Origin of the sequence: Massilia sp. LMS1-1-1.1 (assembly GCF_040815535.1) — a bacterium.
GTDB lineage: Bacteria > Pseudomonadota > Gammaproteobacteria > Burkholderiales > Burkholderiaceae_D > Janthinobacterium > Janthinobacterium aestuarii.
In genome coordinates, this window is the sequence record NZ_JBFPNG010000012.1 from 549,663 (window position 1) to 574,012 (window position 24,350).

General features: G+C 64.5%; 29 protein-coding genes. 15 read left to right on the top strand and 14 right to left on the bottom strand.

Annotation, left to right across the window (positions count from 1 at the left end; genetic code table 11):
- Window positions 1–5: 5 nt before the first annotated feature.
- On the bottom strand, window positions 6–422 hold the full coding sequence (locus MRBLMS1_RS12410) for a hypothetical protein (RefSeq protein ID WP_485879594.1): 417 nt from the start codon (window positions 420–422) through the stop codon (window positions 6–8).
- 133 nt (window positions 423–555) lie between these two features.
- Here MRBLMS1_RS12410 and MRBLMS1_RS12415 point away from each other — a divergent pair, with 133 nt between their 5' ends.
- The 6 genes from MRBLMS1_RS12415 to phaP all read left to right on the top strand — a co-directional run bounded on the left by MRBLMS1_RS12415 (window position 556) and on the right by phaP (window position 5,149).
- On the top strand, window positions 556–1,026 hold the full coding sequence (locus tag MRBLMS1_RS12415) for an SRPBCC family protein (protein WP_485879595.1): 471 nt from the start codon (window positions 556–558) through the stop codon (window positions 1,024–1,026).
- 142 nt (window positions 1,027–1,168) lie between these two features.
- On the top strand, window positions 1,169–2,062 hold the full coding sequence (locus MRBLMS1_RS12420) for a creatininase family protein (protein WP_485880082.1): 894 nt from the start codon (window positions 1,169–1,171) through the stop codon (window positions 2,060–2,062).
- A 54-nt stretch (window positions 2,063–2,116) separates the two neighbouring features.
- Window positions 2,117–3,388 carry a YncE family protein gene (locus MRBLMS1_RS12425; protein WP_331777747.1) on the top strand — a complete coding sequence of 424 codons (1,272 nt, stop codon included), beginning with the start codon at window positions 2,117–2,119 and terminating at the stop codon, window positions 3,386–3,388.
- A 115-nt stretch (window positions 3,389–3,503) separates the two neighbouring features.
- The gene (locus MRBLMS1_RS12430) at window positions 3,504–3,875 is read left to right on the top strand and encodes a VOC family protein (RefSeq protein WP_485879596.1); all 372 of its coding nucleotides are present in this window, start codon (window positions 3,504–3,506) and stop codon (window positions 3,873–3,875) included.
- A gap of 27 nt (window positions 3,876–3,902) precedes the next feature.
- Entirely contained in the window at window positions 3,903–4,238 is a 336-nt protein-coding gene (locus tag MRBLMS1_RS12435) for a hypothetical protein (protein WP_051991844.1), read from the top strand.
- A 275-nt stretch (window positions 4,239–4,513) separates the two neighbouring features.
- Window positions 4,514–5,149: a TIGR01841 family phasin gene (phaP, locus tag MRBLMS1_RS12440; RefSeq protein WP_034757122.1), complete on the top strand. Its 636-nt coding sequence runs from the start codon at window positions 4,514–4,516 to the stop codon at window positions 5,147–5,149.
- 118 nt (window positions 5,150–5,267) lie between these two features.
- Here phaP and MRBLMS1_RS12445 read toward each other — a convergent pair whose 3' ends face one another.
- Both MRBLMS1_RS12445 and MRBLMS1_RS12450 read right to left on the bottom strand, forming a co-directional pair.
- A complete protein-coding gene (locus tag MRBLMS1_RS12445; protein ID WP_485879597.1) occupies window positions 5,268–6,296 on the bottom strand; it encodes an alpha/beta hydrolase in 1,029 nt (342 codons plus the stop codon).
- A 105-nt stretch (window positions 6,297–6,401) separates the two neighbouring features.
- Entirely contained in the window at window positions 6,402–7,292 is an 891-nt protein-coding gene (locus tag MRBLMS1_RS12450; RefSeq protein WP_485879598.1) for a LysR family transcriptional regulator ArgP, read from the bottom strand.
- A 202-nt stretch (window positions 7,293–7,494) separates the two neighbouring features.
- Here MRBLMS1_RS12450 and MRBLMS1_RS12455 point away from each other — a divergent pair, with 202 nt between their 5' ends.
- From MRBLMS1_RS12455 to MRBLMS1_RS12480, 6 genes are all read left to right on the top strand, one after another.
- A complete protein-coding gene (locus MRBLMS1_RS12455) occupies window positions 7,495–8,100 on the top strand; it encodes a LysE/ArgO family amino acid transporter (RefSeq protein WP_034757131.1) in 606 nt (201 codons plus the stop codon).
- 87 nt (window positions 8,101–8,187) lie between these two features.
- The gene (trxC, locus tag MRBLMS1_RS12460; RefSeq protein ID WP_485879599.1) at window positions 8,188–8,637 is read left to right on the top strand and encodes a thioredoxin TrxC; all 450 of its coding nucleotides are present in this window, start codon (window positions 8,188–8,190) and stop codon (window positions 8,635–8,637) included.
- A 70-nt stretch (window positions 8,638–8,707) separates the two neighbouring features.
- On the top strand, window positions 8,708–9,217 hold the full coding sequence (locus tag MRBLMS1_RS12465) for a MarR family winged helix-turn-helix transcriptional regulator (protein WP_485880084.1): 510 nt from the start codon (window positions 8,708–8,710) through the stop codon (window positions 9,215–9,217).
- Entirely contained in the window at window positions 9,214–9,960 is a 747-nt protein-coding gene (locus tag MRBLMS1_RS12470) for a HEAT repeat domain-containing protein (RefSeq protein ID WP_485879600.1), read from the top strand. The genes MRBLMS1_RS12465 and MRBLMS1_RS12470 overlap by 4 nt, the downstream gene beginning before the upstream one ends.
- A 16-nt stretch (window positions 9,961–9,976) precedes the next feature.
- The gene (locus MRBLMS1_RS12475) at window positions 9,977–10,312 is read left to right on the top strand and encodes a DUF6616 family protein (protein WP_485879601.1); all 336 of its coding nucleotides are present in this window, start codon (window positions 9,977–9,979) and stop codon (window positions 10,310–10,312) included.
- A 62-nt stretch (window positions 10,313–10,374) separates the two neighbouring features.
- Window positions 10,375–10,965, top strand: coding sequence for a DUF1287 domain-containing protein (locus MRBLMS1_RS12480; RefSeq protein WP_485879602.1), 591 nt, complete (start codon window positions 10,375–10,377; stop codon window positions 10,963–10,965).
- On the opposite strand, the gene pdxR is transcribed toward MRBLMS1_RS12480, so the two are convergent.
- Window positions 10,934–12,406, bottom strand: coding sequence for a MocR-like pyridoxine biosynthesis transcription factor PdxR (gene pdxR, locus MRBLMS1_RS12485; protein WP_485879603.1), 1,473 nt, complete (start codon window positions 12,404–12,406; stop codon window positions 10,934–10,936). The genes MRBLMS1_RS12480 and pdxR overlap by 32 nt on opposite strands.
- A 105-nt stretch (window positions 12,407–12,511) precedes the next feature.
- Here pdxR and MRBLMS1_RS12490 point away from each other — a divergent pair, with 105 nt between their 5' ends.
- Entirely contained in the window at window positions 12,512–12,952 is a 441-nt protein-coding gene (locus tag MRBLMS1_RS12490) for a carboxymuconolactone decarboxylase family protein (RefSeq protein ID WP_485879604.1), read from the top strand.
- A gap of 80 nt (window positions 12,953–13,032) precedes the next feature.
- Window positions 13,033–13,329 (top strand): hypothetical protein, encoded by a 297-nt coding sequence (locus tag MRBLMS1_RS12495; protein ID WP_128139773.1) that lies wholly within the window; start codon window positions 13,033–13,035, stop codon window positions 13,327–13,329.
- A gap of 80 nt (window positions 13,330–13,409) precedes the next feature.
- Here MRBLMS1_RS12495 and MRBLMS1_RS12500 read toward each other — a convergent pair whose 3' ends face one another.
- A complete protein-coding gene (locus tag MRBLMS1_RS12500) occupies window positions 13,410–14,585 on the bottom strand; it encodes a multidrug effflux MFS transporter (RefSeq protein WP_034757161.1) in 1,176 nt (391 codons plus the stop codon).
- 188 nt (window positions 14,586–14,773) lie between these two features.
- On the opposite strand from MRBLMS1_RS12500, the gene epsC reads away from it, so the two are divergent.
- Window positions 14,774–15,727 carry a serine O-acetyltransferase EpsC gene (epsC, locus tag MRBLMS1_RS12505; protein WP_128139772.1) on the top strand — a complete coding sequence of 318 codons (954 nt, stop codon included), beginning with the start codon at window positions 14,774–14,776 and terminating at the stop codon, window positions 15,725–15,727.
- Between the two features lie 69 nt (window positions 15,728–15,796).
- Here the strand turns inward: epsC and MRBLMS1_RS12510 are convergent, their stop codons facing one another.
- The 9 genes from MRBLMS1_RS12510 to MRBLMS1_RS12550 form a co-directional block, all read right to left on the bottom strand.
- Window positions 15,797–16,276 (bottom strand): META domain-containing protein, encoded by a 480-nt coding sequence (locus MRBLMS1_RS12510; RefSeq protein ID WP_485879605.1) that lies wholly within the window; start codon window positions 16,274–16,276, stop codon window positions 15,797–15,799.
- Window positions 16,277–16,348: 72 nt separating this feature from the next.
- Complete coding sequence (bla, locus tag MRBLMS1_RS12515) at window positions 16,349–17,239, bottom strand: subclass B3 metallo-beta-lactamase (protein ID WP_485879606.1); 891 nt, start codon at window positions 17,237–17,239, stop codon at window positions 16,349–16,351.
- 65 nt (window positions 17,240–17,304) lie between these two features.
- Window positions 17,305–18,063, bottom strand: a complete 759-nt coding sequence (locus MRBLMS1_RS12520) for a hypothetical protein (RefSeq protein WP_485879607.1) — start codon at window positions 18,061–18,063, stop codon at window positions 17,305–17,307.
- A gap of 76 nt (window positions 18,064–18,139) precedes the next feature.
- Window positions 18,140–18,874 carry an ABC transporter ATP-binding protein gene (locus MRBLMS1_RS12525; RefSeq protein WP_485879608.1) on the bottom strand — a complete coding sequence of 245 codons (735 nt, stop codon included), beginning with the start codon at window positions 18,872–18,874 and terminating at the stop codon, window positions 18,140–18,142.
- A gap of 15 nt (window positions 18,875–18,889) precedes the next feature.
- On the bottom strand, window positions 18,890–19,714 hold the full coding sequence (locus MRBLMS1_RS12530; protein WP_485879609.1) for an ABC transporter permease: 825 nt from the start codon (window positions 19,712–19,714) through the stop codon (window positions 18,890–18,892).
- Between the two features lie 6 nt (window positions 19,715–19,720).
- Window positions 19,721–20,710, bottom strand: a complete 990-nt coding sequence (locus MRBLMS1_RS12535) for an aliphatic sulfonate ABC transporter substrate-binding protein (RefSeq protein WP_485879610.1) — start codon at window positions 20,708–20,710, stop codon at window positions 19,721–19,723.
- Between the two features lie 28 nt (window positions 20,711–20,738).
- Window positions 20,739–22,130 (bottom strand): LLM class flavin-dependent oxidoreductase, encoded by a 1,392-nt coding sequence (locus tag MRBLMS1_RS12540; protein ID WP_128139764.1) that lies wholly within the window; start codon window positions 22,128–22,130, stop codon window positions 20,739–20,741.
- Window positions 22,131–22,133: 3 nt separating this feature from the next.
- Window positions 22,134–22,961, bottom strand: a complete 828-nt coding sequence (locus MRBLMS1_RS12545; protein ID WP_456149285.1) for a MetQ/NlpA family ABC transporter substrate-binding protein — start codon at window positions 22,959–22,961, stop codon at window positions 22,134–22,136.
- 148 nt (window positions 22,962–23,109) lie between these two features.
- Complete coding sequence (locus MRBLMS1_RS12550; RefSeq protein ID WP_485879611.1) at window positions 23,110–24,324, bottom strand: acyl-CoA dehydrogenase family protein; 1,215 nt, start codon at window positions 24,322–24,324, stop codon at window positions 23,110–23,112.
- Window positions 24,325–24,350 lie beyond the last annotated feature (26 nt).

Below are 24,350 nucleotides of genomic sequence, written 5' to 3' on the forward strand. Positions count from 1 at the left end.
GGCCTTCAATCAAAGACAATCCGCTGCCCCAGCTCGAATTGATTCTCATGGCAATAAAACAGGATAAGCGGCGTGTCCTTCGAATAGATCATCGCGTCGTCACGTGACGGCACAAAAATATCCGGCCAGTTCTCGATCAGGAACGCACTGCTGCAGACGAAGCATGCGTCTTCTCCAAACACCACGACGACCTGCTGAATTCCCGGCACACGAGCACGTAACCAGCTGCTTGCGACGGCCACATCGTCTCCGGAGGCGAGCCGCTCGATTGAATCGACGGTGTCAACGTTCAGGCCCGGATGCGTCTTCGAGTCATGAAGACCGACCAAATCATAGGCACGGCGAGCTTCCTCGGCATCCAGCCAGGCAATATCGGCCGAGTGATGCTGTAGCTCCTGAATCCTCCAATGTGTTGCATTCATAATTTTCAAAATCTAAGGGCTCTTGGTCAGCGTTTCTAGGGTAGCATCGTGCCCAGGTGTGGATACATGCCTTGTCATTTGTTTGTACAGCCAGAATGCAATTATATTGATATTAATAGGGAGATACCCACTGATGCAAATTGAAGAAAGCATCCACATTGCAGTCCCGCCCACGGTCGTCGATCAGATTTGGAGCGAGGTCGACCGATGGCATCAGTGGGATCCGGACACCAAGCAAGCCCGGCTCAATGGGCCATTTGCGGTGGGCACACATGGCCGTATCGTTCCCAGCAAGGGGATGGGCATTCCCATGCTCGTCACGGAGCGCTCTGCAGGCCGTTCGTTCACCGTCGAAGGCTACATCCCTTTGTTCCGCATCCATTTCGAGCACACGGTGGTTGCCGCAGATGGCGGATCGGAAGTCGTTCACCGCGTGTGGTTTACGGGAGCGCTTGCCTTTTTGTTCGGGCCAGGCGTTGCCAGGCAAGTCCGGGACGGGCTTCCCAGGACAATGCGCTCGCTCAAGGCCTATGCCGAGAAGCGCAACGAGACTCCCCATGATGGTGAAGCGGCGGGGCCAGCGCGACAACAGCCTGATGGATAGTTTCCCCTCGTCAATTCCTTGCAAACTGCCGCGTCAAATTAACGTGCCGTTCCCCTCATGATGGAATACAATTCTTGCGTGGCAGCCAGCTTGCCTGGCAATGCCGGGCACGGCGCCTTTGACCTCGGAAAGATGTTTGCTTATGACTCTGCAGTTCCCCCTGCCGAATGTACCTCTTGCGCCTTGCGCGCCATCGAGTCGGTCCCAGCCACTCGGCTCCCTGTTTGCCCTGACCCTGTTCTGCCTGATTCCAGCCGCGTCCGTGATGGCGGCTGCGCCCGCCAGCAGCAGCGTGATGCTGGAAGAGCTGACGAGCACGGAGTTGCGCAGCCGTATCGACCACGGCGCCACGACCGTGTTGGTGCCGATAGGTGGCGTCGAGCAGAGCGGGCCGTATATCGCGCTGGGCAAGCATAATGTGCGTGCCGGGCTGCTGGCGCGGCAGATTGCGCAAAAGCTGGGCAATACCATAGTCGCGCCCGTCGTTTCCTATGTGCCCGAAGGCGCGATTGTTCCGCCGGCCGGCCACATGCGCTTTGCCGGCACGATCTCGATACCGCCAGCCGCCTTCGAAGCCGTGCTGGAGGGGGCGGCCGCCAGCCTGCGCCAGCATGGTTTCCGCGACATCATCTTCCTTGGCGACCATGGCGGCTATCAAAAGAACGAGCAGAACGTGGCCAGCAAGCTCAACCGTGCCTGGGGCAAAGCCGCCACCGCCAAGGATGCGCGCGCTTACGCCTTGCTCGACTACTATGACATCACGCAATCGGCGTATATTGCCGAGCTGCAAAAGCGCGGCCACAGCAGCGCCGAGATCGGCCTGCATGCGGGCTTGGCGGACGCGGCGCTGATGCTGGCGACGGACCCGTCGCTGGTGCGCAGCGAGGCCATGGCGCACGGGCCGAAGCCTGGTGTGGCGGACGGCGTGCGCGGCGATGCCTCGCGGGCGACGGCGGAGCTGGGCCAGATCGGTATCAAGCTGCAGGTGGACACGTCGGTGGCCGCCATCAAGCAGCTGCTGCAACGTACTAAATAATTCCGCTGGAAGTGCTGAACTTCCAGCTTTTGCAACGAAACGACGCGAAATTACATGAAAAAATCTCAACGACGCACCATCGTCACCTTGTCCGCCCTGGCTGCCGCATTGGCCGGCCTGGGCGTGGCCAGCCAGGTCATCGGCGCCAGCACGCCGGCCCCGGCCGCCGTAGCGCCGGCCGCCGCCTATTCGCCGCTGCCGGGCATGCCGCCGCTGGTGGATCCGAAAAACGTGTACGGCAGCATCGCCAGCAGCAATATGAGCCCCGTCGTCAAGGATCATTTGCGCCGCGTCTATGTGCCCAATCTGCGCTCGAACGATGTGTACGTGATCGACCAGGAGAGCCTGAAAGTGGTCGACAAGTTCAAGGTCGGCAGCGGCCCGCAGCACGTCGTGCCGTCGTGGGACTTGCGCACCCTGTGGGTGGCGAACAATGCCGAGCGCACGGACAAGGGCAGCTTGACGCCAATCGACCCGTTGACGGGCAAGCCGGGCAAGGAAGTGCCCGTCGATGACCCCTACAATATGTACTACACGCCCGATGGCAAGTCCGCCATCGTCGTGGCCGAAGCGCGCCACCGCCTCGATTTCCGCGATCCGAAGACCATGGCCGTGCAGTATTCGATCGACACGCCCCAGTGCGGCGGCATCAACCATGCGGACTTTTCGAATGACGGCCGCTACGCCATGTTCACCTGCGAGTTCGACGGCACCATCGCCAAGATCGATCTGGTGGGCCGCAAGGTCGACGGCTACCTGAAATTGCAGATGCCGGCCAAGCGCTTTGCCGAGTCCGGTCCTGTGGGCGGCCCGGCGAATGAAATCTGCAGCGTCAAGAAGGGCATGCCGCAAGACATACGCATCTCGCCAGACGGCAAGAAATTCTTTATCGCCGACATGGACGCCGACGGCGTGCACATCGTCGATGGCGCCACCCTGAAGGAAATCGGCTTCATCCAGACGGGCGTGGGCGCGCACGGCCTGTACCCTAGCCGTGACGGCAAGAAATTGTACGTGGCCAACCGCGGCACGCACCGCATCCATGGCAAGCCGAAGGGCAAGGGCAGCGTCAGCGTGATCGATTTCGCGACGGAAAAAGTCGTGTCGAACTGGCCAATTCCCGGCGGCGGCAGCCCGGACATGGGCAATGTGTCCGCCGACGGCAAATACCTGTGGCTGTCCGGCCGTTTCGACGACGTGGTCTACCGCATCGATACGAACAGCGGCGACGTTGCCAAGGTCAAAGTCGGCCAGGAGCCGCACGGCCTGACCGTGTGGCCGCAGCCGGGCCGCTATTCGCTCGGCCATACGGGCAACCTGCGCTAGGCTGGCGCATGGCGCTTCCTGGAGTAACTGCGGCGGATATATAGTCGTGATTGCCTAAAAGGCAATATTGGCGCATACTGTATTTTCTATTCCACTACCTCCAGGGAGCGCCACCATGATTCTTGATCACATCGGTTTGAATGTCAGCGATGCACAGGCCAGCAAGGCCTTCTTTTCGGCCGCCCTGGCGCCACTGGGCGTATCGGTGGTGATGGAAGAGCAGGGCTGGGTTGGCATGGGCAAGGATGGCAAGCCCGATTTCTGGTTCGGCGTGGGCGACAAGCCGCATGCCGGCATGCATCTGGCCTTCGCGGCGGACAACCGTGGCCAGGTGGACGCATTCTACAAGGCCGCGCTGGAAGCGGGCGGCAAGGATAATGGCGCGCCAGGCATCCGCGCCCTGTACCACCCGAATTACTATGGCGCTTTCGTGCTGGGGCCCGATGGCCACAATGTCGAAGCCGTCTGCCACCGTCCCGAGTCTTGACGCCGGGCATTACCTGAAGAGAGCAGCATGAAGCACAGCGCCACCCTGTTTGCCGACGATGCCGGCCGCTATGCCTACGTCAAAGCGGGTTTTTCCTGGCCGGCCCTGTTCCTGGGCTCGTTCTGGGCCGTCGCCAAGCGCCGCTGGTGGCTGTTGCTGCTCATGCTGGCGATGGATGCCTGCCTGTGGTTTGGCAGTCATCTCGCCACCGGAATGCGCATCGGCCCGATGATGCTGCTGATGGCCGGCGCGGAACTCAGTTACCTGCTGGCGCGCGGCTGGTATGGCAACCGCTGGCTGGAAGCCTCGCTGCGCAGCCATGGCTACAAGCCCGTCGTGCCAGGCACGGGCGCCGTTGGCTGAGCCTGCCTGGCACAAATATCTCCCTCTGTTACTGACGTTTGCCAAGGGCAAGCTGTCCAGTACAAACTTTCTGCGCTGCCTGGCGCACCTTTGATCCAGATCATCCCTCACCTGCGGTGCTCACGTAGCCTTGGGACTCGCGTTGCAAAGCATCTTCCCACCAACCGGATATGTTTTTTCGCGTTTCGTGGCGTAGCCCGGCCGTCTGCCTCACCCGTTCGACAGCCGGTGGTGCCGCCATATGTCCACCCAACCGCTATTTAATGAGGAACTCCATGTATCCATATTCCCGTAGTGTTACCCCCGCCGCCAAAAACCACCTGGAAGCACAACTGGCTTTTTTCAATGGCCTGTCGAAGTCGCTGTTTCAATCGATGCAGCAGTTCAGTGACCTGAACATGCAGCTGGCGCAAGGCTTGCTGGAAGAAACCACGGTTACCAGCCAGAACCTGCTGACGGTCGAGCGCGCTGAAGATGCGTTCCAGGTGGCTGCCGCATCGGGCCAGCCAGCCGCCGAGCAATTGCGCAAGTACCAGCAACAGGTGTCGCGCCTGGCCGCCGATACGCAGGTCGAACTGGCCAATGTGGCAGAGCGTCATGTGAATGAAACGAGCCGTACCGCCAAGGCCCTGGCCGAAGAAGTGGCCCGCACCGCTTCGGAAGAAACGGAGAAAAACGTGCGCAAGCAGCAGGAAGCGATGCAGCGCATGGCCGAACCGTTCCAGGCTTATCAGCAAAACGGCGCCAACCGCGACCAGCAACGTGGTGCGCAAAGCCGTGACGGTCAAAGCCTGCAAAGCGCCAGCCACCAGGGCAGCCAGCAGTCGGCCGGCAGCGAAGGCTCGGCCAGCGGCAGCGCCTCGCAAGCGGGCTCTGCACAAAGCAAGAGCGGCGCCAGCCGCAAAGAGTAAGCACGAGGCTGCTTGCAGCTGAGCTGCATCGCGAGGGCCGAGCCTTGCTTTGCGGCTGGCTATGCGGCCAGCCAGCACGCGGCATCGTGCGTATTGGTTCGGGCAGAGCGCCCGTCCTTCACGGGGCGGGCGTTTTGTCGTAGGCGTGCGGCTCAGGCGCCGGCGTGGCCGCGCCAGGTGCGCGTGGCTGCAAGGCCATGCCTGCCGGCAAGGCTGTATCTGACAAGACCGCGGGCAAGACCGGGGACGAGACCGCGTCACCGCTCCCGGTCCCGCTGTTCGCATCGATGAAGGCGCTGACGGCATCCAGGGTGGGCGCCAGCCTGCGCAAGGGGCCGGCCAGCGTAGCGACCAGGGTGGCGTGGCCCACGTGGTCGAAATAGGTTTCCGTCACGGGCCGGTGCAGCGCCCGCAAGGCGCTGGCCAGGCCGCCCGTGTTGCGTTGCGGATTGACCAGCTTGTCCTTGCCGGGCAGCGGGGCGATCAGCAGAGCGGGCGGGGCGTCGGCCGTCACATGGTGAATCGGCTGCGAAGCGGCGGGCGTGTCCGGGTAAAAGAAAACGGGCCGGGTGGTGGTGTTTTCGATGGGCAGGAAATCATAGGGGCCGGCCAGGCCTATCCAGCCCCGCAAGTCGTGCGGGCGCATGCCGTGGCGCGCCAGCAGGCTGGCGTCGAGCGCCAGCATGGCCGCATTGTAGGCGCCGGCGCTATGGCCCATGACGAACAGGCGCGTCGGGTCGCCGCCATGGCGGCGCGATTCCATCGCGGCCCAGGCCACGGCGCGGGCCGCATCCTGCAAGATCTCGGGGTAGTGCACGTCCGGATACAACCGGTAATCGGCGATCACGGCCAGGTAGCCGCGCGCAGCCAGCGCGTGGCCGACGAAGGCATAGTCGGCGCGCTTGCCCGTCGTCCAGTTACCGCCATAAAAGAACACCACCACGGGCACGGGTCCGGTGCGGGTCTTGGGGGCATACACATCGAGTTTCTGCCGTGGCAGGGGGCCGTAGGCCAGGCCCCGCGTCACTTGCGAGGCACCGCCGGACGACAGGGCATTGATGGCGGTCAACGGCGAGCAGGCGGCCAGGCCGGCAGCGAGCGGGATGGCCGCCAGCACGCCGAGCAGGGTGGTACGCAAGATCGTCATGCAAGCTCCCGGTGGTGATGGCTGATGCTTGCAGTGTAGGCCAGGCAGGGCAGGGCGCACACGGGGAAGTTGCTTTCTAACATAGATAAATGTTGCATACGTCAATCAATCCTGTAACAGCCATTTGCGCGCCGTGGCGATGACGGCGTCCGACAGGGTGCGCGTGAGGGGCGTCTGAATATCCCAGGCATGCCAGGTCAGGGGCACGTCGAGCGCCTGCCCGGCCGCCACGTCGATGAGCCTGCCGGCGGCCAGCGCCGTTTCCGCCTGCAGCAAAGGCACCATGCCATAAGCATAACCCGCTTCGATGAAGCGCACGAAGTCGCGCGCCGAACCGAGCACATGGTGCGGATAGCGGCCCGTGTAGCCGAGCCGGTGCTGCAGGTAGCGTTCGTGCAGTGCATCCTTGCTGCCGAACGTGATGGCGGGCGCCTGGCTGACGGCTTCCACCGTAAAACCATGGGGAAACCATTGCTGCGCGAAGCCTGGCGAGGCCACGCACAGGTAGCGCATGCCGCCCAGCGGCGTGGCCGTGGTGCCAGCCACCAGATCGTTGGCGCTGGTGACGCAGGCAAACACGCGCCCTTCGCGCAGCTGGCTCAGGGTATGGTCCTGGTCGTCGAGGCGGATATCAAGCAGGCAGGACGGCGGCGACAGCAGCGGCCCCAGCGCTTCCGGAATCCAGGTGGCGGCGCTGTCGGCGTTCACGGCGATGGCCAGGGCCGGCAATTGCGTCGTGGGGCCGGGCTGGGCGTCGAGCGCCGCTTCGAGCAGCTTGACTTGCCGGTAATGGGCGATCAGGCGCTGGCCCGCTTCCGTCGGCATGGGCGGGTGGCTGCGGATGATCAACAGGGTGCCTTCCAGGTTTTCCAGGGTGCGGATGCGCTGCGACACGGCCGGCTGGCTGATCGCCAGCGCCTGCGCGGCCTTTTCAAAGCTGCCCAGGCCGATCACGGCGTCGAGGGCGGCCAATCCACGGTAATCGACGACGCGCATAAGTTTCTCTTATATATGGTTAGAATCATTCATTATACTTATATTTACTTTTTCTTTACACTGTTGAAATAGGGTAACAACTCCACTCTGCCGCGCGGTCCTCCTGGTTCCGCACCACCCTCCACCTACCTCTGATGACTTTGCCGTTGCCGGCAGAGCGTGGGCGGCCGTGCGCGTGATGGAAAGCAATAAAGGAATCGATATGGACAGCGCAATCTTCTTGAAAGGCATGGGGCTCGGCGCGAGCCTGATCGTGGCCATCGGCACGCAAAACGCATTCTTGCTCAAACAGGGCTTGAAGCGCCACTACGTGCTCACCTGTATCCTGGTTTGCCTCGTGTGTGACGCGATGTTGATCACGGCCGGCGTGGCCGGCATGGGTACTTTCATCGCCGACAACCCGAATTTCCTGCTGTGGGCCAAGGCCGGCGGCGCCACCTTCCTGATCGCTTACGGCTTGCGCGCGGCCAAGTCCGCCTGGCGCCCAACGGCCCTGACGGTGTCGGCCGCCAAGTCGCCCGAAGGCTACTGGGCCGTGATCGGCGCGGCGCTGGCGTTCAGCCTGCTGAATCCGCACGCCTTCCTCGACACAGTCATCCTGCTCGGCTCGATCGGCGGCCAGCATGAAGGCGTGGGACGCTTCTACTTCGCCGGCGGCGCCATCATGGCGTCGGCCCTGTGGTTCTTCCTGCTGGGCTTTGGCGCCCGCTACCTGGCGCCCGTGTTTGCCAAGCCCATGGCCTGGCGCGTGCTCGACGGCATCATTGCCCTCGTCATGTGGGCCATCGCCGCCTCGCTGTTCCTGTAAGCGGGACAAGCGCCGCAGCCTGCCTGCGGTGCGCGGCAATTCCCCGTAGAATAGCCGTCAACTTGACGCTATGCTTTCAGGAATGCCATGACCACCACGCCAGACTCCCTGCACATCGTGTGCCCCCATTGCGACGCCGTCAACCGCTTGCCGGCTGCGCGGCTCGCGGAACAGCCCACTTGCGGCAAGTGCCAGAAGGATTTATTCACGGGCCAGCCCGTGGACCTGGCCAGCGCCCGTTTCCTCAAGCATATCGAACGCAGCGACATTCCTGTGCTGGTCGATTTCTGGGCGCCCTGGTGCGGCCCGTGCCGCAGCATGGCGCCATTTTATGTTCAGGCTACCAAGACCCTGGAGCCGGCGTTTCGCGTCGTCAAGGTGAATACGGAAGCGTCGCCAGACTTGGGCAGTCGTTTCAATATCCGCAGCATTCCCACTCTGGCCCTGTATCGCAAGGGCGTGGAAGTGGCGCGCCAGCCGGGCGCCATCGATGCCAATGCCATCGTCGCGTGGGCGAGGGACAAAGCCCGCCTTTGAGCCGACAGGAAAACCAGTACGGTTTTCCATTTGACATTTAATATGGCGCCATATTATATTGCGCCATATGATAAAACTCGAACAGAAATACACGGCCTTGCTCGGTGACGTGCAGCGCCGCGCCAGCGGTCTCGACATGATCCAGTCCACGGCGCGCTTGCGCCTGTGCTTTGAAGTGCTGGGCCTGGCGTCCGCCATCGATGGCGATTGTGCCGCGCGCCTGGGCCGGCATGGCTTGTCGGAAGGGAAATTTGTGCTGCTGTCTCTGTTGCGCGACGTGCCCGACGGACTTTCGCCGCACGAACTGGCCGAGCGGGCAGGCGTGACGCGCGGCACCATCACGGGCTTGCTCGACGGCCTGGAACGCGACGGTTTCCTCGCGCGCCATGCTGACCAGCTTGATAGGCGCAAGCTGCTGGTGCGCCTGAGCGCCAAGGGAGAAGCCGCCGCCGCGACCCTGGTCGATGAGCACGCGCAGTGGATCGCCAGCCTGTTTGCCGATTTCACGCCGGCAGAAATGCAGCTATTGAGTGCGCTGCTGGAAAAAGCCTGGCGCAAGACGGACCGGGGTGCCGCATGAGCCGCGGCGTCGCCGACATCGCGCCAGCGCGCCTGGCCCTGCTGAACGGGGGCAATGTGCCCAGCGCCACCCTGACGGAAGGGCTGGCCATCGATTTCGCCCAGCTGCTTGCCGCGGCCGTGCCTGGTATTGGCGCCGCCCACCTGGAGCAGATGCGCGCGCAGGCGGCAGACGGCATCACCAGGCGCATGGCGCTGGCGGCGCAATTGCTGCTTGACGCCAAGGCCGATCTGGCTGTGCTGCAAGCCCACCCATCCGACATGGTACGGGGCTGGGCCTGCTTTGCCATCGCCGCCCAGGCTGGATTGAGCTTGCCGCAGCAGCTGGCAGCCATGCGGCCGCTGGCCGACGATGGCCACTTCGGCGTGCGCGAATGGGCCTGGCTGGCGCTGCGCCCCCATCTGGCGGCGCATCTTGACGAGGCCATCAGCTTGCTGGCGCCGTGGACGGCGGACCCGTCGGAACGAGTGCGCCGCTTCGCCTGCGAAGCGCTGCGCCCGCGCGGCGTGTGGTGCGCGCATATCGCCCAGCTAAAAGCGCAGCCGCAGCTGGCCTTGCCCGTGCTGCAAGCCTTGCGCGCCGATCCGGCCGTCTATGTGCAGGATTCCGTGGCCAACTGGCTCAACGATGCGGCCAAGACTCAGCCGGACTGGGTGCGCAGCCTGTGCGCGCAATGGCTGCAGGAAAGCCCTGCTGCCGCGACGCAACGCATCTGCAAGCGCGCCCAGCGCTCGCTTTCTTAATTCTTGGGAGGAAAACATGCATTATCTGTTAGAACTGTACAGCCCGAAACCGGCCTGGCTGGCCCTCGATGGCGCAGCGCGCCAGGTGTATTTCGACAGGGTCGGCGCCGACATGGCGGCTTTGTCCGGCATGGGCGCCGAAGCGCTGGCCATGGGCGCTATCGATGGCGGCAAGCTGCACGCGGCTGCCCGGCAATTCTATGCCGTCTGGCGCTTCCCGGACGAGGCGGCACTGGACGCCTTGCTGGCCGGCATCGCCGCCACTGGCTGGCATGATTACTTCGACACCATCAACGCGGCTGGCACGGCCGTGGATTTCCCTGGCCACCTGGCGCAGCTGGCGGCGGTCTAAGTGTACGGCGTTTTCCTTGCCACTGAGGTAAAGTTGGCATTTCCATCCGAACACTGACGTTGATGCCGACCAAATTGCTCTCCACCCTGTTGCTTGCCCTGGCGCCCATGCTGGCGTCGGCAGTCCCCGCCACCCCGCAAGCCCTCGTCGTCGCCGCCCGCAAGCAGGTGGGCGTGACCGTGCAGTACGATCCGCGCTACGAACGGCTCGCCTATCCGGGCGGCGACGTGCCGATGGAGCGGGGCGTGTGTACGGACGTGATCGTGCGCGCCTACCGCCAGCTGGGGCAGGATTTGCAGGTGCTCGTGCACGAAGACATGCGCAAGGCGTGGCAGGTGTACCAGCAGCAGGGACGCTGGCAGATGAAGGGTCCGGACCGCAATATTGACCACCGCCGCGTGCCGAACCTGAGCACCTACTTTGCCCGCCACGGCACCAGCCTGCCGCCAAGCAAGGAACAGAAGGCCTACCGCGCGGGAGACATTGTCACGTGGCGCCTGCCGGGCAACCTCACGCACATCGGCATCGTCAGCGACAAGCAGTCGTGGGGCGGCGTGCCGCTGATCATCCATAACATCGGCGAGGGCGCGCGCGAGGAAAATATTCTGTTCAGCTACCCGATTACGGGACACTACCGCTGGCAGCCCCGTTGATGGCCAGCGGCGCTATTTCCTGCAGAATCGCCAGCACCTTGGCCAGCGCCGTGTCGATATCGAGCTTGTCGATGGCACCATAGCCGAGGAACAGGCCTTCATGGCGGGCGGGGCCATGGTAAAAGCTGGCCAGCGCATACAGGCTGATGTCGGCCAGGCGCGCGCGGCGCTGCAATTCGGCGATATCGAGCGGCGCTTGGGCCAGCGCCGCCACGTGAAAGCCGGCGCTGGCCGGCACGAGGCGGAACCATGGCGTCAGCGGGCCGTTGAACCAGTGCAGCAGCCGCTCTCGCCGCCCCGCATAGATGTCGTGGCAGCGGCGGATGTGGCGCAGCAAATGGCCGTCGCCGATGAACTTGGCCAGCGCATGCTGGCCCAGGCTGGCCGTATGGCAATCGCTCAGGTATTTCACCGTCTGCACGGCGGCCACGATGGCTTGCGGCAGCACCACATAGCCGAGCCGCAGTTCCGGCAGCATAATCTTGGAAAAGCTGCCCACGTGCGCGACGATGCCGTAGCGGTCCATGCTTTGCAGCGCATCCTCGGGCCTGCCCTCGTAGCGGAAGGCGCTGTCGTAATCGTCCTCGATGATGATGGCGCCCAGTTGCTGCGCCCGCTCCAGCAAGGCATGGCGGCGCGCCATGCTCATCGGCATACCGAGCGGAAATTGATGCGCGGGCGTGACATAGATCAGCCGCGTGCCATCCGGGATTTGCCCGACGATCAGGCCATCCTCGTCCACTTCGATGCCCACCACGCGCGCGCCCTGGCTGGCGAACACGGCGCGCGCCACCGGGTAGCCGGGTTCTTCCACGGCAACCATGTCGCCCGGTTCCAGCAGGGTTTGCGCCAGCAGGTGCAAGCCTTGCTGCGCGCCGCTGGTGACGAGCACCTGTTCTTCTGTGCAATGGATGCCGCGGCTGAAGGCGGCATGGCCGGCAATCGCCGCGCGCAAGGCGGGCAAGCCTTCCACGGGGCCATAACGGCCGCGCGCCTGGCCACCCTGGCGCAGCGCGTGCAGCATGCAGGCGCGCCATTCATCCTGCGGGAAGTGCGCGGGCGTGGCGCGCCCGCCGATGAAGGCGTAGCGCGCCGGCGTTTCCTGGCTGGCGCGGCGCAAGGGTGTGGGCGTCGCTTCCCAGCGGGCGATGCGCTGCGCGCTGGCCAACGGCGTGCTGGCGTGGCGCCGTTGCGGCGAGGCGTGCGGCGTCTGCACGAAGCTGCCCACCCCCACTTTGCCGACCAGCAGCTTTTCATAACCGAGCTTGTCATACACGTCGGACACCGTCTTGCGCGACAGGCCCAGCTGGCTGGCCAGCAGGCGCGAGGGCGGCAATTGCTGGCCGTCCGCCAGCCGGCCCGAGCGGATGGCCTCGCTGAGCTGGCGGTACAGCTGGCCGCCCAGGTCGCGCGTGCCGTCGATCAGGATATGTAATTCCATGGTGTGCCTGCTGGTGGTCTGCTGTTTTTCGGGGAGATTGGCCTGCCGCACGTACTTCTTGCGCTTCTACAATGATGCATCTCTACTTTATCAAGGAATGCCATCATGACACAGCAACGACTCGATTTCATGCAAGCCTCGCCCGATGCCATCAAGGCCATGTACGCGCTGGAAGCGGCGATTGCCAAGCTGGGCGTGGAACACTCGCTGCTCGAGCTGATCCGCCTGCGCGCCTCGCAAATCAATGGCTGCGCCTTTTGCGTGGACATGCACACGAGCGACGCGCGCAAGGCGGGCGAAACGGAACGCCGCCTGTATGCCGTGTCCGTCTGGCGCGAAACGCCGTTCTTCACGCCGCGCGAGCGGGCCGTGCTGGCCTGGGCGGAAGCGCTGACCCTGCTGCCGCAGAATCACGCGTCCGACGCAGACTATGCGGCGCTGGCGGAACAATTGACGCCGGCGGAAATGGTCAACGTGACCCTGGCCATCGGCTCCATCAATACCTGGAACCGCCTGGCCGTGGGCTTTCGCAAGATGCCGGAATAAGTTCTTTGTTCGTTCGCGAACAGACGCATGGCTTGTCCCTGCGTAGGCTGGCAGGACGATTGATCAGCCAGGGAGCAGCCATGCAAGTACCTATCGGGGAGGGCGCCGACAAGACGCCCGAGCAACAGGAAGAAGCGCGCCGCGAATTCATCGCCGAACTGTGGCGGCGTTTCGAAGCCTTGCAGGAGTGGGCCGTCAGCCACTGGCCAGACCAGCAGCACCCGCTCAGTTCCGCCGACTTCGTCGAAACGCGCAAGGAGATCTTGAGTTTGCGTTCGCCGGCCGGGTCGTTGAACCAGCCGTCGCAAAAGGATGAAGCGGAACCGGAGCAGGGCGGGGCACAATATGTTGACGTCACCCCTGCGCCGTGGCCGTAGGTCGGATTAGCGCTTGCGCGTAATCCGACGCCACCCGCCAATAATGTTGTCGGATTACGGTCCTCCGGGCCTAATCCGACCTACGCGTTGCTCTTCCCTTGCGCAAACACCCAGCAAACCAAACTCACCAGCAATCCCGCCATCACGCCATACGCCAGGTTCAAGGCGCTGTCGAACAGCAGCGGCGCCACCAGGCCCGAGACCAAGGCGAACAGCAGCATCTGGATGAACGATTGCATCGACGAGGCCAGGCCGCTGTTGTTAGGGAAGTGGTTCAAGGCCATCAGGGTCATCGGCGGCATGGCGATCGACAGGGCGAATGAATAGAAGAACAGCGGCAGCACGGCCCACGGCACTTCGGCGGCAAAGACATAGTTGTAGCCGATGTTGGCGGCGGCCGCCACCAGCATCAAGATGAAGCCGGCCCAGATCATCTGGCGCTGGCTATAGCGGTGGGCGATTTTCGCCGACAGGGCCGAGCCGAACACCATGCCGCTGATCAGGGGAATGAACAGCCAGGCAAACGCCGTTTCCGGCAGGTGCAGGATGTTGATGATGAAGTAGGCGGCCGAGCCGATGTACAGGGCGAAGCCGCCAAAGGCGGCGCCGATGGCCGTCGACAGCAGCAGGAACTGGCGGTGGCACAGTACTTTCCAGTAATTGACGGCGATGTCGCCCAGGTGGAAGGCTTGGCGCTGCTCCTTAGGCAAGCTTTCCGGCAGCGCGCGCCAGACGACGACGAACATCAGCACGCCGAAGGCTGTCAGGAACCAGAATATCCAGCGCCAGCCCAGGCCCACCTGCAGCCAGCCGCCCAGCACGGGCGCGATGGCCGGCGCCAGCGCGAACACCATCATGATGTGCGAGAGGATTTTCTGCGCGGCGGCGCCCGAATAGCGGTCTTGCACGATGGCGCGGCCGATCACGGAACCGGCACCCGCCGAGAGTCCCTGCAGCACGCGCCAGGCCAGCAGCCAGCCCAGCGACGGCGCCAGCGCGGCGCCCACGGAGGCGATCACGTACAGCACCAGCGAGACGAGGATCACAGGACGGCGGCCGAACGAGTCGGACAGGGTGCCGTAAAACAGCATCATGAAGGCGAACGTGAACAGGAAAAAGCTCAGGGTTTGCTGCACCAGCAGGGGGCTGGCATTGAAATCTTGCACGATGGCGGGGAACGACGGCAGATAGGTGTCAATTGCAAGCGGTCCGACCATCGCCAGGCCCGCCAAGATCCATGTTAATAATTTAGTCATGTTAAACAGTGTTTTTGTTAGTCCGTCATTTTACGCTAGTGGCAACAATCGGGTTTGATCGCTGGCCGCCACGTGGTCGATATTCGTTTTTCGTATATGTAATCTTGGAATTCTTCGTTGGAATCGCAGTGCCTGGCCGCTAAGCTGGGGCGACCCGGCTTGTTTGCCGTTTTCTGGAAGCGATACCCATGCACAGCATTTATCCCGCGGCGCCCGCCGACGACACGGCCCAGTGGAACCTGGGGCCCGTGATCCAGGCCTTGCGCAGCTCGCGCGAAGACAAGCACAAGATCCGCCATAACGGCAGGGTGCGCGAACTGCCGTCGCGCGAAGCGCTGACCACCATCGTCAACGGCCTGTCGGCGGCCTTGTTCCCCACCCATTACGGGCGCCCCAACCTGACGGACGAAAGCATCGACTACTTTGTCGGCGACACCCTCAACACCACTTTGAACCGCCTCAGCGAACAGGTGCGGCGCGGCCTGCTGTTCTCGGCTCCGGCTCACGCCGTTCCGGCCGGCGATGAGGGCGATGCCGCCAGCGACGATGCGGCCCTGGCGCAGCAGGCGCGCGACATTACGCGCGCCTTCGCCGCCAGCCTGCCCGATATCCGCGCCTTGCTGGTGTCGGACGTGCAGGCCGCCTACGCGGGCGACCCTGCCGCCACCTCGGTGGCCGAGATCATGCTGTGCTATCCGGGCACCATCGCCATCCTGTACCACCGCCTGGCGCACCGCCTGCACGCGCTCGGTGCGCCATTCCTTGCGCGCCTGATCGCCGACATCGCGCATACCCTGACGGGCATCGACATCCATCCGGGCGCGCACATCGGCGCCTCCTTCTTCATCGACCATGGCACGGGCGTCGTGATTGGCGAGACGGCCATCATCGGCCAGCGGGTGCGCCTGTACCAAGCCGTGACATTGGGCGCCAAGCGCTTTCCGGCCGACGCAAGCGGCGCGCTGATCAAGGGCACGCCACGCCACCCGATCGTCGAGGACGACGTGGTCATTTACGCGGGCGCGACGGTGCTGGGGCGCATCACCATCGGCGCGGGATCGACTATCGGGGGGAATGTGTGGCTGACGCAAAGCGTGCCGCCGGAGAGTAATGTATCGCAGGCGCAGATGCGTAATGACTAGGTGCGGCGGAAGGGGTGTAACCCCAGAGTTAGGGCTGGGGTCAGACCCGACGGGTCTGACCCCACAGTTTTACTTCACCGTCAAGACTTCATACCGCGCCACGGGCACGCCATCCTTCAGCAGCAGCAATTCCTGGTCGGCGTAGCGGTAGCCGTTGACTTCGCCCAGAGTGGCCAGCAGCAGGCGCTCGAGGTCCATGTCCTGCGGCTGGCACATCATCATGGTGCCGGCCATCTGTCCAAAGTTCAAGGTGCTGATGCCATCGCTGGTGTAGCCGCCCATCATCTGGTTGCAGCCGCTGTTGCCGCTGGCGCGGCCTTCGGCCAGCTGCAGGGTCACTTCGCGCTGCTCGGGCGCCTTGCGTACCACTTGCTTGCCCTTCAATTCCTTCAGCTTCCACTGCGTGCCCGTCAGCTTCGGCGCCGGCTTGGCGGGCGAGGTGGCGCCTGGCGCGGCGGCGGCAGCGTCGCTGCGCACGGGCGTTTGCGCGCAGCCGGCCGTGATGGCGACGATGGCGGCGAGAGGAATCAGTCTGGCGAGTGTGAACATGGCAATCCTTCTTCAATTGAATGGCGCCAGCGTAGCAGATCGGCGCCATGCCAGCGTGCACGGTTGACAAGCTCACTGCTGTTTTTCCTGCTCCAGGCGGGACTCGAGCACGGAGCGCGCCGCCGCCACATAGGCGCGGCAAGCCTGCGGGTCGATGAACGCCTCGCTGCCGGCCGTGGCACTTGCTTCCAGCCTTTCCCACAGCTGCGACGCTTCCGGGTGGGACGAGATCAGCACGTCGCACGGCAGTTTTTCCAGGGTCTCGAAGCTGTGGCGCAAGTCCGCCACCGCGTTCGGATACTCGCTGCTGGCGCTGAACTTGAAGCCGGGACGCGAGACGGCGTTGAGGCTGTCCGCGTAGACCATGTTCAGGCAACGGGGGCCGTCGCACGATTGCCATGTCCAGCTCAGGCCTCCGGGCGTGTGGCCCGGCGTGGCGTGCGCCGTCACGTTGACGGGACCGACATTGAACTGGCCGCCGTCGCGCGCCAGGCGCATGTCCTTGACGGGCGGGTACTTGGGCAGCGCGTGGTATTGCGGATCGTCCGGGCCCACTTCGCCCGACGCCAGGTCCAGCGCGGCCGACGGGCTGGCCGCCACCAGCGCATCGCTGCGCCGCTGCAGTTCGGCCAGGCCGCCCGCATGGTCGATATGGCCGTGCGAATTGAGGATCAGTTTCACGTCCTCGATGCGAAAACCCAGGGCGGCGATATTGGCGATGATCTTGGGCGCCGATTCCGGCAAGCCGCCGTCGACCAGCACGTGGCCTTCCGGCGACGTCACCAGCACGGAGCTGAGGCCCTTCACGCCCACATAATAGGTATTGCCGAAGATGCGGAACGGCGCCTGGTCCGCGTTCCAGGTGGCGCAGACGTCGCAGCCCGGCGTCTGCGCCTGGGCGACGGGGCCGGCCAGCAGCAGCGCCAGTGCCAGCGCCAGCGCGCGTGTAAGTGTGAGGGGCATTGCGATTCCTTATCCGTGTTGCCAGGGTGGCATATGCTGACATGGAACGGGGCTGGACGCAAACGTCACAACGATGCGGGCGGCGCATCGCCAGTGTCCTTGTACACCAGTTCGATCAGGGTATCGTCCGCATAGCGGGTATCGCCGACGGGCGCCAGGAAGGACGTGCCGCCATTTTTTACCTGCAGCGCGACGCGGCGCTCCCCATCGAGCAGGGTGGCGCTGGCGATGGCAGGATCGCTGTGCGTGCCCATCTTGAGCGCGTCGGCGGAACACCAGTCGGTGGTGCGCAGCTTGGTGGCGACCAAGGTGCGTATCAAGAAGGGCGTCTCTTTCTTTGCAATGGCGACCATCACCTGGCATTGCAGGCGCAAATCGCCCAGGCGGCGCATACCGGGTGGCACATCGTCGCTGCGGACGCTGGCCTGCCAGCGGAACTGGCCTTGCTTCCTGTTGGTGACCAGGTCCGCATCTTCGCTGTCGGCTTGCGCGCTGCGGGGCAGCACAAAGCTGCCATCGGCCGACAGGGGCACGGTGATCGTGGTGTCGTTGCCGGCGATGCGCAAGGCCACGTCCTGCATGATGTCCGCCGGAGTGCCGGGGCCCGGAATCAGCTGGAAGCGCACTTCGCGCGCCTTGGGCGCGAGTGCATGGTGGTCGTCAAAGGCATCGAGGCCGGCCGTCATCACGCGATATGATTTCAATTCCGGATTGCGAATGCTGTTGACGTGGATGGACTGGCCGGTGTCGGCCGGCGCGTCGGCGTGCGCCGCGCTGTGGCCGAGGGCCAGGATGGCGAGGACGGTAAGTAAGGAAAAGTGCACGTAGCCGCCTGTTTGTTTTTACCATGGCAAGCTAACATGAATAACAAGGCTTGTCACTGGCGGCGGCGCGCCAGCGTCAGATCGCGTGCGCGGCGTGCAGTTCGCCGAGGATGGTCTCCTTCAATGCGGCCTGCGCTGCCGGCGTGCGCAGGCGGGGGCGGGGTGCGGTTACGTCGTAATGGGCGCGTGGCGGTCCGGCGCGCGTATCGAGCATGACGATGCGGTCGCTCAGATACAGCGCTTCGTCGATATCGTGCGTGACCAGCAGCACGCTCAAGCCATGGCGCGCGGCGACGGCGGCCAGCAAGTCCTGCAGCTTCATGCGCGTAAAAGCGTCGACGGCGGAAAACGGTTCGTCCAGCAGCAGGATGCGGGGCTGGCCGAACAGGCCGCGGGCAATCGCCGCGCGTTGCGCCTGGCCGCCCGACAGCTGCTTGGGCAAGCTGTGGGCATGGCCTTGCAAGCCCACTTCCTCGAGCAATTGCGCGACGCGGGGATCGTTTTCGCCACCGGCACCAAGGCCGAAGGCGATGTTTTGCGCCACCGTCAGCCAGGGAAACAGGCGCGGTTCCTGGAAGATCAGGCCGATGTCCGCGTGTACCCCGGCCAGAGGCTTGCCGTCGAGGCGCAGCGTGCCGCGAAAGTCCGTATCGAGACCGGCCACGATGGACAGCAGGCTGCTCTTGCCGCAGCCGCTGGCGCCGATCAGGCTGACGATTTCGCCCCGGTGCAGCTGCAACTGCAGATTGTGCAGCACGCGCCGCGCGCCATAGGATTTGTCGTGGATGGCAATGTCAAGCAGGGCAGTCATGCGTGGGGGCTTTCGTCAGGGAGTGGCATAGCTGTCGCGCCAGGCGAGCAAACGGCTTTCCAGGCGCTGCATCAGGCTGTCGCTGGCCTTGCCCAGCACGGCCAGCAGCACGATGGCGGCCAGCACGATGTCGGCGCGGCTCGTTTCGCGCCCGTCGCTGAGCAGATAACCGAGGCCCCGGCTGGCGGCGATCAGTTCAGCCGCCACCATGAACATCCAGGCCAGGCTCAAACCATTGCGCAAGCCCGTGAAGATGGCCGGCAGTGCGGCTGGCAGCAGCACGCGCCACGCCAGCGCGGGACGGCTCAAACGGTACATGCGGGCTGCGTCGATCAACTTGCGGTCCACGTCGCGAATGCCCGACGCCACGCCCATGTAGACGGGGAAGAAGGCGCCGATACCGATCAGTACCAGCTTTGGCGCCTCATCGATGCCTAGCCATAGCAGCAGCAAGGGCACCCAGGCCAGCGAAGGAATGGCGCGCAAGGCCTGGAACGTGGGGTCGAGCAGCGCCTCCATCGTGCGGTTCAAGCCCACGGCCGCGCCGAGCATGATGGCCAGCAGCGCGCCGCCCGCAAAGCCGATGGTCACGCGACCGGTACTGGCCAGCACATGGCCAGCCAGGCCCTGGCGCGCCAGATCGGCGATGGTGGCGCCAATGTCGCTGGGCGCCGGCAGCAGGTTGGCGGGAATGGCGCCCGTGCGCACACCCAGTTCCGCCGCCAGCAGCGCCAGGGCGGGCAGTAGCAGGCCAAGCGCCGCGCGCGGCAAGGGAGGAAGCTTGCGCCGGACGCCGGTTTCGTTGGCCTGTACCGGCGCGGCGAGCGTATCTCTGGCCATGGCCGCTTACGCCTTGCCGATGAAGGGGGCGGCAAAGCGCGTGTCGACCAGGTCCGCGATGGCGCGGTTCAAGTCGGTGCCGGGCTTGACCAGCGCTTCATCGACGAGGATGGGCGCGGCCACCAGCAGGGCCTTCACATGTTCGTTCGACGGCCGCGGATTGCTGAAGTCACTGCGCAGTTTCACCTGCAGCAGCGCCACCGGCAGGCTGACCTTGGCTTCCTCCGACAGGATCTTCGCCGCCTCGGCCTGATTGGCGCGTATCCAGGCGCGCGCCCGTTCGTAGGCCTGTATCACCTTGCCCACTTCGGCGGGGCGGCTGGCGAGGAATTCCTCGCGCACGTTCAGGAAGCCGTAGGTATTGAAGGCGACGTTGCGGTAGATCAGGCGCGACCCCGCTTCCAGTTCGCTGGCGGCCATGTGCGGATCGAGGCCGGCCCAGGCATCGACCTTGCCTTGCTCCAGTGCCGCGCGGCCATCGGCATGCTGCAGGCTCACGTGTTCGATATCGCCGCGTTTCAGGCCCGCCGTCTTCAATGAGCGCAGCAGGAACAGATACGGGTCGGTGCCCTTGGTGGCGGCCACCTTCTTGCCCTTCAAGTCGGCGAGGCTGCGGATGGGGCTATCCTTGCGCACCACCAACGCCGTCCATTCGGGACGCGAAAAAATATACGGCGCGCGGATAGGGTTGCCATTGGCGCGGGCAAGCAGGGCGGCCAGGCCGGCGCTCGAACCGATGTCGATGCTGTTGGCGTTCAGGTATTCGAGCGCGCGGTTGCTGCCCGCGCTGAGCACCCACTTGATGCTGGTGCCGTCCGGCTTGAACGCTTCTTCCAGCCAGCCGAAGCGGCGCAGCACCAGGCTGGTGGGCGAATAATAGGCGTAGTCGAGGCGCAGCTCCTTCAGCGGTGCTTGCGCGGCGGCGCTGGTGAGGCCGGGCAAGGCGGAGAGGGCGGCGCCGCTGGCGGCCAGTTGCAAGATGGTTCTGCGTTTCATGGTGTCCTTGAATGGGAAATTGGATGTGTCAGGCCGCCGCCAGGGCGGCGTCTGCGGGCGCGATGCTGACCAGGCGCCCCGCGTGATCGGCGGGCAGGCGCGGGCCTTGGCCGAAGACTTTGTGGCGCAAGCTGCCTTCCTCGTACTGGGTGCGGTAGCGGCCGCGCCGCTGCAGTTCCGGTACGATGTGGGCCACCACGTCTGCCATGCTGTCGTGGGCGACGGCGAAGGCGAGGTTGAAGCCGTCGATGCCCGTTTCATCGAGCCAGCTTTCCAGCTGGTCGGCCACCTGGCGCGCATCCCCCACCAGCACGGGGCCGCGCCCGCCCAGGCCGATGTATTCGGCTGCTTCACGCACCGTCCACGTACGGTCCGGGTCGGCCTGGCTGAACGAGGCCAGCGCCGAGCGGCCGGCGGGGGAATCGATGTAGTCGATGGTGGCGTCGAGCGGGTAGCGGCTGAAATCGACGCCCGTCCAGCCGGACAGCAGCACGAGCGCCGCCTCGATATTCACGTGGCGCAGGTAGCCGGCATGCTTGGCGCGCGCTTCTTCTTCCGTGGCGCCTGTGATCACGAGCGCCTGCGCGTAGATCAGCAGCGCGTCGCCATCGCGCCCGCTTTGCCGCACGGCGGCGCGCAAATCGTCGGCGTAGAGCTTGACCACCGTCTTGCTGGGGCCACTGACGAAGGTCGCTTCCGCATGGCGCGCCGCGAAGCGCGTGCCGCGCGGAGAGGTGCCCGCCTGGTACAGCAGCGGCGTGCGCTGCGGCGACGGCTCGCACAAATGGATACCGGGCACCTGATAGTGGCGCCCGGCATGGTTGATCGGATGGACTCTGGCCGGATCGGCGTAGATGCCGCGCACCTTGTCGTTGACGACGGCGTCGTCGTCCCAGCTCTTTTCCCACAGCTTGTAGACGACATCGAGGTATTCGTCGGCCAGGTCGTAGCGCTCGTCGTGGCCCAGTTGCTGGCTCAAGCCCAGGTTGCGCGCCGCGCTATCGAGGTAGCCGGTGACGATGTTCCAGCCGATGCGCCCACCCGTCAGGTGGTCGAGCGTGGAGATGCGCCGCGCGAACGTGTACGGGTGTTCATAGGTGAGGGCGCAGGTGACGCCGAAACCCAGGTGCGTGGTCGCCTGCGCCATGATGGGCACGAGCGCCAGCGGATCGTTCAGCGGCACTTGCACGCCGTGTTCCAGGGCCGCATCGAGGCTGCCCCGGTACACGTCGTACACGCCCAGCACGTCGGCCAGGAACACCGCGTCGAACAGGCCCGCTTCCAGCAGCTGCGCCAGTTCCGTCCAGTGTGCGGGATCCGTGTAGCGGTGGCTGCGGTCGCGCGCATGCGTCCACAGCCCCGGCGACTGGTGGCCGACGGTATTCATCTGGAAGGCGTTGAAGCGTATCGTCTTTGCCATGGTTTATTTGGCTGCCGTCTGCAACGCTTGCTGGTAATCGGGTTTCGAATAGCCGGCAAAGTGCTTGTTTGTGATGTCGAGGAACTCGCGCGAGCGGTAGGCGGCCGCCAGGTCCTTCGCGAACTGCTTGTCCTTGTCGGCCGTGCGGATGGCCACCAGGTTGATGTAGTTGGGCGAGATTTTCTCGGCCACCAGCGCCTCCGTCAGTTTCAGACCTGACGCCAGCGCGTAATTGCCGTTGATGAAGGAGTAATCGGTGTCGCCCAGCGAACGTGGCAGCTGCGCCGCTTCCAGCGGCAGCAGCTTGATTTTCTTCGTGTTGACGGCGATATCCTTTTCCGACGCGCGCACGGGGTCGAAGCTGGCGCGCAGCTTGATCCATCCCAGCTGGTCGAGCAGCACCAGCGCGCGAGCCTGGTTGGTCGGATCGTTCGGCAAGCCCACCGTCGTGCCTTCCTTCACGTCGTCCAGGGTCTTGTGCTTCTTGCTGTAGATGGCAATCGGCGCCGTGGGGATCGTGATCAGGTCCGTCAGGGCCAGCTTGTGCTCCAGCGCGAATTTCTTCAGGTAGACGATGTGCTGGAACACGTTGGCGTCGAGCGAACCCTCGGCCAGCGCGAAGTTCGGCTGGATGTAGTCATTGAACTCGACCAGCTTGACCTTGTAGCCCTGCTTTTCCAGGATAGGCTTGATGCCCAGCTTGATCTGGTCCGCGTACGGCCCGGCGCTGGTGCCGATGGTGATGTCTTTCGGGTCCTTGGCGTGGGCGCAGCCGCCAGCCAGGGCGAGTGACAGGGCGGTGAGGATGATGCTGCGGCGGGTGATGGACATGTTAACTCCTGCTTAGTGAAGAACTGGGGTCAGACCCGCCGGGGGAAATACGTCCCAATGGGATGTATTCCGATCGCGAAGCGACTGACCCCGGAAGTCCGCTGAATAGCCTACTGCGTAAATGTATCGATTCGCCCAAGCCGTGGTTTTACGAGTACGCCGTCGGCTCGGGTACCGTGCCGTTCAAGGCAAAGCGTCCCAGGTCGCGCAGCTTGTAGTCGATGGGGTCGTGCAGGGTATGCACGCGCACGTTGCGCCAGTAGCGGTCGAATCCATACTGGGCCGAGGTGGAACGGGCGCCCGTCAGTTCGAACATCTGGCTGCTGATCTCGAGTCCCGCCTTGTGCGCCAGGCATTTGGCTTCGGCCACGGAGACGGCCAGCAAGCCCCGTTCGCGCGCCGTCACCAGCGCGCCTTTGCGAAATACCGTTTCCAGCTCCTGCGCTGCCAAGTCGGCCAGCACTTGCGCGGGGCGCAGCAACAGCCATAGCTGGCCATAGCGGTGCTGCACCAAGGGGTCGTCCGTTGCCTTGGCCACGCCCGAGGCAAACCAGGCTTTCGTCTGTTCGTCCGTGTACTGGCGCGCCGCCTCGAACGCGCCTTCGGCGATGCCCAGATAGAGGTTGCTCATGATCAGCTGCGCGATCTGCGAGCGCACGGTCGCTTGCGGCGTGGGGGCCTGCGCGGGCGCCTGCAGCACGAGGTCGCGCGGCAGGGCGACATTCTGGAAGTGCACGTTGCCGCTGTCCGTCTGGCGCTGGCCGAAGGCGTCCCAGTCCGCCTGCACGGTCACGCCGTCCTGGCGCGTGGGCAGGGCGGCGATCAGCGCCGTCTGCGTGGGCGCGTGCCAGGCGGAGACGGTCAGCCAGTCGGACCCCACGGAACCGGAGGAAAAACTCTTGATGCCGTCGAGGATATAGCCGTCGCCGCTGTCGGCGGCCGTGACCCGTTTGTCGAGGGGATTCAAGGCATTGCCCCAGAACAGGCGCTCGTCGACGGTCAAGGTGAGCAGGCGGCGCTGCTGCTGCGCGCTGCCATACAGCTGCAAGCCGGCCAGCTGCAAATGGTGGAAGCCGAAGACGTGCGCCAGTGCGCTGTCGGCGCGCGCCAGGATGCGGATCACTTGATAGACGAGAGGCCACGACGCGCCCTGGCCGCCGAATTCCACGGGAATCGACAGGGTCAGCAAGCCCGACTCGCGCAGCCATTCGCGTTCCTGCGCCGCATGGCCGCCGGCCTGGTCGCGGGCATTGGCCGTTTCAGCCAGGCGTGCGGCCAACGACGTGGCGATGCTGATGGCGTCCTGCAGGGGTTCCGGCACAGGCGGCTGGGGACGGGCGGCATGGAGAAAAACGCTAGACATGAGTGAGGTTCCAGAAAGACGATGAC